Source organism: Singulisphaera acidiphila DSM 18658, from assembly GCF_000242455.2.
Taxonomy (GTDB): Bacteria; Planctomycetota; Planctomycetia; order Isosphaerales; family Isosphaeraceae; genus Singulisphaera; species Singulisphaera acidiphila.
In genome coordinates, this window is the sequence record NC_019892.1 from 1,854,142 (window position 1) to 1,866,015 (window position 11,874).

10 protein-coding genes are annotated in these 11,874 nt (G+C 62.3%); 6 read left to right on the plus strand and 4 right to left on the minus strand.

The genetic code is table 11. From position 1 onward, the window contains the following. Positions 1-145: 145 nt before the first annotated feature. The 3 genes from SINAC_RS07210 (at position 146) to SINAC_RS07220 (ending at position 2,848) form a co-directional block, all read left to right on the plus strand. Complete coding sequence (locus tag SINAC_RS07210) at positions 146-1,150, plus strand: ABC transporter ATP-binding protein (protein WP_015245023.1); 1,005 nt, start codon at positions 146-148, stop codon at positions 1,148-1,150. Positions 1,151-1,255: 105 nt separating this feature from the next. Then, positions 1,256-2,317 carry an ABC transporter permease gene (locus SINAC_RS07215; protein ID WP_015245024.1) on the plus strand — a complete coding sequence of 354 codons (1,062 nt, stop codon included), beginning with the start codon at positions 1,256-1,258 and terminating at the stop codon, positions 2,315-2,317. Between the two features lie 210 nt (positions 2,318-2,527). Then, positions 2,528-2,848: a hypothetical protein gene (locus SINAC_RS07220; protein WP_020465753.1), complete on the plus strand. Its 321-nt coding sequence runs from the start codon at positions 2,528-2,530 to the stop codon at positions 2,846-2,848. A gap of 191 nt (positions 2,849-3,039) precedes the next feature. On the opposite strand, the gene SINAC_RS07225 is transcribed toward SINAC_RS07220, so the two are convergent. After that, the gene (locus SINAC_RS07225; protein ID WP_015245025.1) at positions 3,040-3,912 is read right to left on the minus strand and encodes an aminotransferase class IV; all 873 of its coding nucleotides are present in this window, start codon (positions 3,910-3,912) and stop codon (positions 3,040-3,042) included. 246 nt (positions 3,913-4,158) lie between these two features. Beyond that, the gene (locus SINAC_RS07230; RefSeq protein WP_015245026.1) at positions 4,159-6,138 is read right to left on the minus strand and encodes a thioredoxin-like domain-containing protein; all 1,980 of its coding nucleotides are present in this window, start codon (positions 6,136-6,138) and stop codon (positions 4,159-4,161) included. 458 nt (positions 6,139-6,596) lie between these two features. Here SINAC_RS07230 and SINAC_RS07235 point away from each other — a divergent pair, with 458 nt between their 5' ends. Both SINAC_RS07235 and SINAC_RS07240 read left to right on the plus strand, forming a co-directional pair. After that, entirely contained in the window at positions 6,597-7,766 is a 1,170-nt protein-coding gene (locus SINAC_RS07235) for an alpha/beta hydrolase family protein (protein ID WP_015245027.1), read from the plus strand. Positions 7,767-8,053: 287 nt separating this feature from the next. After that, positions 8,054-9,484, plus strand: coding sequence for a sigma-54-dependent transcriptional regulator (locus SINAC_RS07240; RefSeq protein WP_015245028.1), 1,431 nt, complete (start codon positions 8,054-8,056; stop codon positions 9,482-9,484). An 18-nt stretch (positions 9,485-9,502) separates the two neighbouring features. Here the strand turns inward: SINAC_RS07240 and SINAC_RS07245 are convergent, their stop codons facing one another. Beyond that, positions 9,503-10,468: a DUF1559 domain-containing protein gene (locus tag SINAC_RS07245; RefSeq protein WP_015245029.1), complete on the minus strand. Its 966-nt coding sequence runs from the start codon at positions 10,466-10,468 to the stop codon at positions 9,503-9,505. A 150-nt stretch (positions 10,469-10,618) separates the two neighbouring features. Further along, the gene (locus tag SINAC_RS07250; protein ID WP_157579417.1) at positions 10,619-10,972 is read right to left on the minus strand and encodes a hypothetical protein; all 354 of its coding nucleotides are present in this window, start codon (positions 10,970-10,972) and stop codon (positions 10,619-10,621) included. A gap of 378 nt (positions 10,973-11,350) precedes the next feature. Here SINAC_RS07250 and SINAC_RS07255 point away from each other — a divergent pair, with 378 nt between their 5' ends. Further along, the gene (locus tag SINAC_RS07255; RefSeq protein WP_154673629.1) at positions 11,351-11,818 is read left to right on the plus strand and encodes a hypothetical protein; all 468 of its coding nucleotides are present in this window, start codon (positions 11,351-11,353) and stop codon (positions 11,816-11,818) included. Positions 11,819-11,874: the final 56 nt, after the last annotated feature.

Consider the following 11,874-nt stretch of genomic DNA (forward strand, 5'->3'; position numbering starts at 1 on the left):
CCCTCGGCTTGAACCGCGCTCGAAGCGATGGCGAGAGAGGACTGTTCGGGGGTGTGCGGGGGGCGGCTCGCAGAGTACAATATTCGCGTCCTCTGAGGCCTTTTCCAGGGGACTCGTTGGTTCATCGTCGGAGTACGGCGCGTTCATGAGCGACTGGGCAATCCGGGTCAAAGACCTCAGAAAACAGTACCCTGGCCGCGACGGTCCGGTCGAGGCCGTCAATGGAATCGACCTTGAGGTTCCCGTCGGGGAGTGCTTCGGCTTGCTCGGCCCCAACGGCGCGGGCAAGACGACGACCGTTGAGATCCTCGAAGGCCTGAATCAACCGACATCAGGCGACGTCGAGATCCTTGACCTGCGCTGGCAGGAGAATGAGACGCAGATCCGTGAGCGGATTGGCGTCACCCTGCAGGAAACGCGATTCCCGGACAAGCAGACGGTCCGCGAGATGACTCGCCTTTTCCGCAGCTTTTACCAGGACGGACTCGAGCCGGACGACGTTCTCGCTCAAGTCTCGTTGGAAGGGAAAGCGAACTCATACGTCGAGCAACTCTCGGGAGGGCAGCAGCAACGCCTGGCCGTCGCGATTGCGTTGGTGGGTGACCCCGAACTACTTTTCCTCGACGAGCCGACGACCGGCCTGGATCCTCAGTCGAGGCGACAGCTCTGGGAGGTCATTCGAGGGCTGCACGACCGAGGGCGGACCACTGTATTGACCACCCACTACATGGATGAGGCGGAGCGGCTCTGCGATCGCGTGGCGATCATCGACCACGGCAAGGTGATCGCCCTCGGTTCCCCCGCCGACCTGATTTCCCGCCTTGGCGGCGAGCATGTGGTTGAGTTCGCCCTCGGCGGCGATTCCCAGGGGCTGGACGTCTCCACTTTCAGCGCTTTGCCGACCGTGCTGTCGACGCGCCTGGATGGAGACGGCTACGCACTGACCGTCGGAGAACCGCATCGGGCGATTCCCGCCCTCCTCGACCAACTCGAGGATGCTGGGCGTCCCTTGGCCCGCCTCACGACCCGTCAGGTGAGCCTCGAGGATGTGTTCGTGGCCCTCACCGGCCGCCACCTCCGCGACAACGACGCTGAAGACGCCCCCAAGAACGGCTCGAGCAAGAAGAAGAAGCGACGGGGGAGGTCGTGAGGTCCGTAAACTCGCGACTCTCCGTGGGCCGTGCCCACCCTGTAAAACGACGCCCTGGCTGAACCCGACGCGACGCCCTTTCCTCAAGAACGGCTTGATTCGAATATGTCCCGCTCACACTCGTTGCGCGAACTGTATCTGAGCCGGATCCGCGAGTTCTATCGCCAGCCTGCGCGGATCTTCTGGGTCTACGGGTTCCCGACGGTCCTGGCGATCGGCCTGGGCCTGGCCTTCCGGAGCCGCCCGCCGGAAAGCATTCAACTCGATCTCGTCGCGAGCGGATCGTCGTCGGTCGAGAAGACGCTCCGCGACTACGACGTGAAGGCACGGCGCGAGAATCGCCCTGGATTGCAGCTCAAGGTTGGCTCCGCTGCGGAGGCCAACCGGAGACTCTTGACGGGTAAGACCCCCTTGGTCATCGAGCCGAAGGGGTCGCAGGTCATCTATCGGTATGATCCCACACGTCCCGAGGGGGTTGCGGCTCGAGGAGCGGTCGACGACATCCTTCAATTGGCCGCTGGCCGCGTCGATCCGATCGCGACCGAGGATCTCAAGGTCACGGAACCGGGTTCGCGATATATCGACTTCCTGATCCCCGGCCTAATCGGCCTGAACACGATGGGAGGGGGACTCTGGGGCATCGGCTTCCTGCTGGTCAACTTTCGGGTGGCCAAGCTGCTCAAGTGTTTCGTCGCGACCCCCATGCCCCGGCGCAACTTCTTGCTCGCCTTGATCGGAGCGCGGTTGACGTTCCTCCTGCCCGACCTGGGCGTGCTCCTCCTCCTGGGCACACTCGCCTTCCAAATGCCGATCCATGGAAGTCTGTTGCTTGTCGTGGTCGTCGACGTGATGGGCGCCTTGGCGTTCGCGGGCATCGGCCTCTTGATCGGCAGCAGGGCGCAGAGCACCGAGACCGTCAGTGGCCTGATGAACCTGGTGATGCTGCCGATGTGGCTCTTCTCCGGGGTCTTCTTCTCCTCGGAGCGGTTCCCCGACGTGGTTCAGCCGTTCATCAAGATGTTGCCCCTGACCCAACTCATCAGCGGCCTCCGCCTGGTGATTCTCGAAGGGGCCGGTTGGCTCGATGTGGTCCCCGCCCTGGCGATCCTCGCCGCCTGGACCATCGGTTCGTTCTACCTGGCGCTCCGAATCTTCCGCTGGACTTGAGACTCGGTTGAAAACAGGGTGCCGAAAGAGTGAGCCTCGATCGTGCCCGAAGCTCGAGAGACGTGGCCGATCGAGCGCGGGGACGTCGACCTCATCGATCAGGTGGCCGAGGAACGTGGCTTTGGCCAGGATCTCAAGGTCGAGGAATTCTGAGATCGACTGGAGCGGGATCGCGGCAAGTTTCTCGAATCGATGGAGCCGACATGGGGAGTGCACATCGACGACCGGCACGCCGAAGACCGGTCTCCAAGGGATCTGGCTGATCCAGCGGGCCAGGCGTTTCAAGGGGGGGACCTGGCGCCGGCCGACCACGTGATCGCAGGCGTCGATCGACTTGAGCAAGGGATCGAGATGGGCGGCCGTCCAACGCTCTTGGGTTGTCGTCACCAGGACGAGCGGGACCTCTGTCCCGCGCAGGCCCTCTTCCAGAGCCCGGTTCCAGCCTCGTCCCGCGACCGGGACGATCACGCTCTCGACGGTTCGGCCTCGTTCGGCGATCAGCGTTTCCAAGGATGCGGCCACCTCATCTGAGCGGCTCGCGTTCCCCTGACAAAGAACGATGACCCGGATCCCGGCATTCGGGATCGGGTCGCGTTGAAAATGGGCGTCGAACGCGTCGAGCGGCTCGTCGGACGTGGGCATTCGGGCTCCTGCGGGCATTGGCTAGCGAGTCGCTCGCTCAGAATCAGTCAGGAGACGGGTGACCGCCGACACCGACCCGATCAAACGGGCTGAGGAGCAAGCCAGCGCTCGACGGACTCGCGGAACAGGGCCTGGAGACGACGGCTCATGTCGCCCGGTTGCCCCCCCGAAATCGGTGCGTCGTCGATCCGGATGACCGGATAGATTTCGATGGTTGTGCCGACGAGAAGCACTTCGTCAGCCTGCTTGAGTTCATCAAGGCTCAATCGCGCTTCGGCGAAGGGGATGCCGGCCGCGCCGGCCTCCTTGACGAGGAACTGGCGGGTCGTCCCCGGGAGGATCCCATTTCCTTCGGGAGTCCCTTCCAGCCGGCCGTCTCGGACCCAGAGTACCGAGCTGTGGGTGGCTTCGGTCACAAGCCCGTCTTCGCCGACCAGGATCGCCTCGAAACAACCGGCCCGGTGCGCGGCTTCGTGGGCCATGACGTTCGCGAGCAGGTTGGTCGACTTGACGTCACACCGCTTCCATCGCAGTTCGGGATGGCTCAACATGGCGACTCCGCTCACCCGGTTTTGAGCGGGCTTCGCGTCGTCATAGTCGCGAATGACGATCAGCTCGGTCGGCGGCACGGAAGCAGGGTCGGGAAAGGCATGCGCACGGGGAGCCACGCCTCGCGTGATGTGCAGGTAGGCGGTCCCCTCCTGAACGCCGCTGGCGGCGATCGTGCGGTTCATCCGGTCAACCAGTTCCGTGAGGTCGACCGTGGGAAACTCCATGGAGGCGAGGCTGCGCTTGAGCCGGCCCATGTGGGCTTCTTCGAGCCAGCAGCGGCCCTGGTAAATCCGCATGACTTCGTAGACGGCGTCGCCGAAGAGAAATCCTCGGTCCCAGATCGGGACTCGCGCCTCGTCCACCGGCATCAGTTCGCCATTGAGGCAGGCCAGACTCTCCATCGGTCGTACGTCTCCGCAAAAGTAGGGGCAAACCGAGCCATTGTTTCCAAGCCGGGTCCGATCGGTTCGAGGCGCGGACGGCTCGTTTTCTTTTCGTGTTGCCGAACGAACTCAAAGATAAACGGACAGGCCCTCTTCCGGCAATGGAGAGAGGCCGATCTCTCGTCTTTGGCACGAGAAGACCGGCCTCTTTGGTTCCGCGCAGCTCATCTCATGGAGCGATGGCCTGGTTGCGTTGCGTACCGGTCACTTCGCTCCGAGAGCGACGCCGTCCTTGGAGGTAAGGAGCTTCTCGAGCTGCTTCTCAAGCTCGGCGGCGGTGCGGATGCTCCGGTTGACGACCTTACCCTGGCTGTCGACGAGGATCATCGTCGGCAGGGCGATGATGCCGTAGCTGCTGGCGAACGGGTTCTTCTCGAGTCCCCCCGGCTCGTAAATCTGCGACCAGGGGAGCGGGTTCGCCTTGAGGAACTCTTCGAGGTCTTCGCCCTTCTCGTCGAGGCAGATGCCGACGATGTCGAGCCCCTGATCGTGATGCTTGTTATACAGCTTCACGAGTTCGGGCAGGTCCTTCTTGACCGGGTCGGCCCAGGTGGCCCAGAAGGTGACGAGCAGCACCTTACCGTGCGACTTGGAGGTATCAATCGTCTCCTTGCTCAGGCTCTGGCCCTTGATGTCGAGCGGCTTGCCCACGAGGTCGAGCCGCTTCAAGGCACCGGCCGCTTTCCGACCCTGGTCGGTGTCGGCAAAAGCGCGAGTCAAAGCGTTGTAGAAGGTTTTCGCCTCGTCCTCCTCGGCGTTGTATTCGTGGGCGCTGGCGAGTTGGAGAAGGGCATCGGGCGACTCTTCAGCCTTCGGATTCTTGTCGACGAAGTCCTTGAGCTCGGCCATCCACTTCTTCTGGTTGGCCATCACGTTCCCGCCCTCATCGTTCTTGGCGGCGAACTCGGCGAAGATCTTACGGAAGGCCGCGTAGGTTCCCAGCTTGCTCCCCTGCTCGCTCTCGACCAGCTTGTCGAGGGAGCTCAGGCCGGCGGCGAAGAGACCCGTCTGGTAGGCTGCGGCGAGGCTATCGACGATCTGCTTGTTGTAAATCAGCCGGTCCTCGGGGGTCTTCGCGACCTTGATGACCGCCTGAAGCAACGGGATGCGGCCGCGATGGAACTGGGCCAGGGCCGTCTTCGACTCGGCGCTGGCGTTGGCCTCGTCATAGGTGGCGAGTGCCTTCAACGCGGTTTCCACTTCGGGATCCTGAGCCCCGCCCACGGCGGTCCCATGCTCTTGGAAGAGCGACGAGCGAATTCCCCCCTCGCTTGCGACGAGCGGCTTGCTCGGATCGACGGCCCGAGGTAGTTCGACGAACTTCCAGACGTCGCCGAGCTTGATCATCTCGGGAACTTGGAGGAACGCCATGTTCGCGGGGTTGGCCTGGTTACCCGTCGACGCGGGGAAGATGACCGCGTTCTCGTACAGGATCAGGTCCTGCTTGAGGGACGTGGAGGGGTCGGCTGGGATCAGGTGGGGCATCATCCCGTCCAGTCGGCTCCAGGTGGTCTGGCTGTTCCATCCTTTGAGGTTCTGGAGGACCGTCTTGACCTCGGCGACCCGGTTGGATGCGCTGGTGGAGATTTGCTTGATGGTCGCTTGGGGGATACCCAGCGAGGCCAGTTCTTCGGGCGTCGCCAGCACGGTCTCCATCAAGGCCATGTCTGACCAGACGAGCCCCTGGACGAAGACTTTCGAGGCTTCCTCGGCGGAGAGGCGCTTCCAGCCGGTGATCTGGACCTTCCACTCCTTCTCCTTGGCAGCGGCCGCCGGGATACTCTTGACGGTCGCGATCCGGGTGCCCGCGGAATTGAGCCAGCGGCACTCGTCGAGGCTTCGGTCGTTATTGAGGTCGTTCTCGCGGTAGACCTCGAATCCGTCCTGATAGTAGCTCCACTGGTCGAGGGCGCGGTTACCGTCGGTGTCGAGGAACTTGCGGAGCAATTTCCCCTGACCGTCGCGCAGGGCGAAGCCGATCTGCTGCTTGTTTGCGTCGGTCACTGCCTCAACCTTGCAGGCGTTGATCGCCGCGGGGTCGGTCACTGCCTCGTACTCGACCCCCCTGAGGCTGGGCTTGAAATTCAGCAACGCCTCCGGCGTCGTCTTCGATTGGCCCATAGCCACGAATGGGGTCATTCCCAACAGGCCGGCCGCGACCGTCAATGTCCGCAGAGACCGCATGGCTGTCTCCTTCTTGGCAGGGGTCGAAGCCCCGAAATCGAACCCCCGACCGTTCCACGATCGGGGGATCCAGCCTTACCGTCCGCGACTCAAAACGTCGGATCGTCGTGGACGAAGGACGGAATCTTGTAAGCATTACCAGGGCGACTGCCCCCGCATGTCATTTCGCCAATTCGGTGGATCCGTCACCGTAGGCGCGACCGCTCTCTCCGATTTTATCGGCGTTCCCGGCCCTGGGGCTCAAGGCGGGAATGAAAAACTGTGATTCTTCCCTCGGACACGAGAGCGGCCCGGGGCGTCTCCCGTGCATTGAGGCAAAGCGCGTGCCTTGAGCCGCCCTCCTGGTCCACTTTAGCTTGCCTTCAAAAGGGGGCTGGGTCGTTGCACTCGCCCGAGAACATCCGCAAACTCGAGAGCAGACGCCAGCCACTCGAATTATTTCGAAGGAGTTTGCATCCATGAAGACGGTTCAGCGGCCGAGCCATTCCGGGGGGGCGTGGACCTTGGATCGACTTTCATCAAGCCTTCGTCCCGAATCGGCGCGGGCCGTGATCGGACTCGCCCTCCTGCTTCTCGCCACACTCTCCGGATCGAGAGCCCGGGCGGGCACGCCGCAAGTCCCCACCTACCCCGATCACACCAAGTTGCTGGTCGTCAGGAACGTCGAAGGGGCCGAGGTGCCGATCCGGTCGGCCACCGACTGGCAGGTCCGTCGGGCCCACATCGTCGCCAGCCTCCAAGAAGTTATGGGACCCTTGCCCGGTGGCGAACGTCGCGTTCCGCTCGACCTCAAAGTCCTCGAAACGATCGACGAACCGAGCTTCATCCGCAAGAAGGTCAGCTATGCCAGCGAACCAGGCGATCGGGTCCCCGCCTGGCTCCTGATCCCGAAGTCGGCGGGCGATCAGGTCAAGCGCCCCGCAATGCTCTGCTTGCACCAGACCACCGCGATCGGCAAGGACGAGCCGACCGGTCTCGGGGGCAAGCCGAACCTCCACTACGCCAAGGAACTCGCGGAGCGTGGCTATGTCGTCATCGCCCCCGACTACCCCAACTTTGGCGAGCGCAAGGTCGATCCCTACGCCCTCGGCTACGCCAGCGCATCCATGAAGGGCATTTGGGACCACCTTCGAGCGGTCGACCTCCTCTGCTCGCTCGATGAGGTCGACCCCGACCGGATCGGCGTCATCGGGCACTCCCTGGGGGGACATAACTCCATCTTCGTGGCGCTCTTCGATCCCAGGATCAAGGCCGTGGTCTCGTCGTGCGGCTTCAATGCGTTCCCGTCCTACTACGACGGCAAGATCAACGGCTGGTCGCACAAAGGCTACATGCCTCGGCTCAAGGATACGTATCAGCTTGACCTCAGCAAGGTTCCGTTCGATTTCCCGGAACTGGTCGCGGCCCTGGCGCCACGAGCCTTCTTCACAAACTCGCCGACGCGGGACGCTAACTTTGAGGTTGGGGGAGTCAAGCTGTGTCTCTCCGCTGCCGAGCCTGTCTTCCAGTTGCTCGGGGCCTCCGATCGACTCGTGGCGGTCTATCCGGACGCCGAACACGACTTCCCCAAGGCCGAGCGAATCCGCGCCTACGAGTTCCTCGACCGAAATCTCGCCTCGATTCCTTGATTCGTGGGGGAGCCATGGCCGTCTGTTTTGCTCATGAGAAAATAAGCGTAATGAGGGGGATGGGCTGACCGGGTTCAGTTTCGTATCAGGATTCGTTGTCACGGCGAGGAAAGGGAGTGAAACAGTTTTGCGGGAGATAAGACCTCGCCTTGACAACCCTTGGAATCGGCGTAGTCTACTTCCTTTAGGATATTCTCCCCCCTTCCGAGCCCGAGATGATCTCGACCTGGCTTCTGGATAGGTACGGGATCGTAGTCCCACCCGCCTCAACCTTGGATGAGGGCGCCATGGATCGACGCATCCTTGTGGTGGACGATAGCGAGCTGATTTGTCAGCAATTGTCCCAACTCCTTGCTTCTCCCGATCGGCGCATCAAAGTGGCCCATGATGGGACCACCGCCCTGGAATGGATCGTCGAGCGAAATTTCTCGCTGGTCCTGACCGACCTCTGTTTACCCGGAATCAACGGCCTCGATCTGATTCGCGAGATCCGCCAGCGCGACCTGCCGGTCACCTCGATCGTGATGACCGGTCATGCGTCGATTGACTCGGCCGTCGCCGCCATGAAGCTGGGCGCCTACGATTACTTGCTCAAGCCGATCGACGCCCTTCGACTGGGGGTCCTGGTCGAGCAGGCGCTCGAGGATCGCAAGCTCATTGACGAGGTCGAGTCGCTTCGGCACGGCGTCCAGCAGCGTTGCGCTTACCACAACCTGCTCGGGAAGAGTCCCCGGATGCGCGAGGTCTTCTCGCGCGTGGCCCGGGTGGCCTCGTCGTCCTGCACCGTCTTGATCACGGGCGAGACCGGCACCGGTAAGGAACTGGTGGCCCAGGCGATTCACTACAGCGACGTCACGAGACGTGAACCGCTGGTTGCCGTGAATTGCGCGGCGCTGCCCGAACCTCTGCTGGAAAGCGAGTTCTTCGGCCACGAGCGAGGGGCATTCACCGGAGCGGACCGCCAGAAGAAAGGCCGGTTCGAACAGGCGAAGGGGGGCACGCTCCTCCTCGACGAGATCGGTGAACTGCCGCTCGGCATGCAGGCCAAACTGCTCCGCGTTCTCCAGGACGGGACTTTCGAGCGCGTGGGTGGATCCGAAGTGATCCAGGCGGAGTGCCGCGTGCTCGCGGCCACGAACATCAACCTGGCCGAAGCGGTGGCCGCCGGCCGGTTCCGTGAAGACCTCTTCTATCGCTTGAACGTGGTTTCGGTCGAGCTGCCCGCGCTTCGGGATCGCGTCGACGATATCCCGTTGCTCGTCCAGCACATCCTCAAGCGTTTGCAGGAGCGTCGGCTTCCCGCGAAGACGCTCTCACGCGAGACCTATTCGAGGCTGGCGCGGTACGACTGGCCGGGCAATGTCCGCGAACTCGAGCATGTGATCGAACAAGCCGTGGTGACGACCCCGGGACCGGTGATCGAACCGGACAACCTGCCGCCCCAGGTGGTCTCCACCCGTGAGGAGCCGTTCAGCCTCGATTTCGACCTGCATCGGCCGCTACAGTTGATCACCGATGAGTTGACCGAGCGCGTGGAACGTGCCTATCTCCAGCGGGTCCTCTCGCGGTATCGTGGGCGAATCGACCGCTGTGCGGCGCATTGCGGGCTGTCGCGTCGGAGCATCAGCGAGAAGCTCCGACGTTACTGCATCGACAAGGCCGAGTTCAAATCGAAGTCACCGCTCCACCAGGAAGTGGCCCTGGTGGAGCCGGCCTGAACTGCGATTGCCGCAGTCTCAAAAACTATCGGCGCTGATGACTTCACCCCCGCTTCGTGTTGCCAAGCCCTGGAACACGGCGGGGGAGATTGAATTCTTAATGAACTTCACCGAGCCGTCGCCGAAGACGAAATTGACGCCCCCGGGATGGCGGCTCCAATAGTCTTCCACGTGGGCCTCCGGGTGATTCGGCGTCCTCGGGCCGTTCTCGACCCCGACCGGACCCAGGATCATCGTGAACGACTCTTCAGGGTCAACGGCGAACTGGTCGGTTCCGCCTTCGAACGAAGAGGTCTTGTGAAGCCAACCGCCAATGGCCCGGCCGGTCCACGTGACGTAGCTGAGGTTGTGGCTGCGTTCGCCCACCATGATCGTCTGGCTCGAACCGTCGGTCAGGTCGGCGAAGGTCAGGCGGCTATTGCGATAGAACATCCCCGTGCCCCGCCCGGGGGCCGCGCCTACCTCGCCGATTCCGTACATGCCAACGTAGTTGCCCGAGGCCACCGTGTAGACCGTCTGCTGGTTGGTTTCGTCACGGACGGGGATCAATTGCTTGGTGAAGTCGGAGGGGCAGAGATAGCTATTGAACCGGATCGACTGCGCCGTGACGTTGTCCTGGAAGGTCATGGTCAAGCTGAAATTGATGGCGTTGTAGACCGCGGCTTGTTCGAGGTGAGGAAGGATCATGCTTCCCCATCCCCACCCTTGGCCGATGTCGTCTTCGGCGGTCCCCTCGTCTGAGGAGTCGCGTCTCCAGTTGCTGGCGTAGCCGGGCGGGAAGGTGCCGAGGGCACTCTGATAGTTATGGATCGCCAGGCCGATCTGCTTGAGGTTATTGACGCATTGTGAGCGTCGGGCCGCTTCGCGTGCCGACTGCACGGCGGGGAGGAGCAGGCCGATCAAGACGGCGATAATGGCGATGACGACGAGAAGCTCGATTAGGGTAAACCCGCGCGGACGACGCCGCAGCGCATGACGAAACATTTGGAGAATCTCCGGAACACTCAACGGAGGCTGGGCGCACCAGGACGCGCACCAAGGCGGCACCGTTGCTGAGCCATATATGGGGGAACGTTGTTTGATGAAAACCACAGCGCGGACGTCCTCGTGCAGGACACGAGGGAGCGTCATCGTTCAGGCGGCGGTCTCACGTTCCGGAGGGGCTCGGCAGGTGTTCCAGCGGAAGGTCGTGATCGACGTGGAGGGGCCGGCCGAGTCGGTCAAAAGCGAGCCGACCGGGCGGTCGAGGCCGAACGGGGTGAGGATCCAACCCTGATGTTCTGCCCGAAATTGGCAGGCCAAGCAATGGTCATGATCGTTGGAGAGATCAGGCGACCAGTGCCCTGCGATATGGGGCCTGGGATCGGAGCAGCCGGCCTCGTGCTGGGAAGTCCCCCCCTCGTCCCCACGACCGTGGTCGTGCGAACCCTGGACCACCACTGTGGCCAGGACGTAGAGCAGAACTAACCAAGACCGAGACAATCTCACTTCCACTCCCCAACACACTCATCCCATTCAATTGGAATCCGTAGACCCAGAAGAGGGCGGACGGCCCTTTATTTTGGGGCAAACCTCGGAATCCTGTCAAGCGACATCATCCGCGCAAATCGCTCGACCGTCGACCCGGATCGGCCGGGATTCCTTGCGAGCCTGGCGATCAAAGGACTCGAAGCCGCCCCAAACTCCAGTCGGATCCCTTTTAGCACGACAAACTTCCGCCGCGATTCCCCCAAAAGCGTACAAAGTTGCCGGTCGCCGCTCCGAAGGCGACTTGGTATAATGATGGATGCGCCCATCAATCATGCTATGGCGACTGAACGCTTCTTGAGGTTCACCGCGATGGCAGGAGGTTTTTGTGGGGAGGGGATGATGGAGATTCGACGCTTCTGTCTCCTGGCGGTACTCACTCTTTTCGCGTTCGCTCCTTCGCTCGCGATCGCGCGGGGCTACGGGCGATCGGGGGGGATGATCAACACTCCGTTCGGCTCGATGAACACGAACTCGCCTGAGTACAAAATGGCGGGGGGCAACCCGTTCGTCTATGAGCAGCTCATGGAGGAGAAGATGCTGATGCAGCAGCAGCAAATGATGCTGAAGCAGCAGCAGAAGTACATGCAGCAGATGCAGAAAGAGGCCAAGAACAAGAAAGGGAATGCCGACCTTCAGCCGGCCCGGCCGGTGAGCACAGTGACGAGTCTGTCTTCACGGAAGAAGAAGAAAAAGAAGCCGGTCGCGGCGGCCTCAGCGACGGCGGGATCCTCGAAAACGGCGACGACTGCGGCCTCAACCAGTGGGGCCAAAGCCTCGGCCGAGAAGGTCGAAACCAAACCGTAGAAGGTTTGCGTGGAGTCATCCCCCCCGCATCCGACATTGATTCGTGGCGTTTACGG

Coding starts and splice junctions, on each gene's coding strand:
- SINAC_RS07210 (WP_015245023.1), top strand. CDS start 146: ATGAGCGACTGGGCAATCCGGGTCAAAGACCTCAGAAAACAGTACCCT.
- SINAC_RS07215 (WP_015245024.1), top strand. CDS start 1,256: ATGTCCCGCTCACACTCGTTGCGCGAACTGTATCTGAGCCGGATCCGC.
- SINAC_RS07225 (WP_015245025.1), bottom strand. CDS start 3,912: ATGGAGAGTCTGGCCTGCCTCAATGGCGAACTGATGCCGGTGGACGAG.
- SINAC_RS07230 (WP_015245026.1), bottom strand. CDS start 6,138: ATGCGGTCTCTGCGGACATTGACGGTCGCGGCCGGCCTGTTGGGAATG.
- SINAC_RS07235 (WP_015245027.1), top strand. CDS start 6,597: ATGAAGACGGTTCAGCGGCCGAGCCATTCCGGGGGGGCGTGGACCTTG.
- SINAC_RS07240 (WP_015245028.1), top strand. CDS start 8,054: ATGGATCGACGCATCCTTGTGGTGGACGATAGCGAGCTGATTTGTCAG.
- SINAC_RS07245 (WP_015245029.1), bottom strand. CDS start 10,468: ATGTTTCGTCATGCGCTGCGGCGTCGTCCGCGCGGGTTTACCCTAATC.
- SINAC_RS07255 (WP_154673629.1), top strand. CDS start 11,351: ATGATGGAGATTCGACGCTTCTGTCTCCTGGCGGTACTCACTCTTTTC.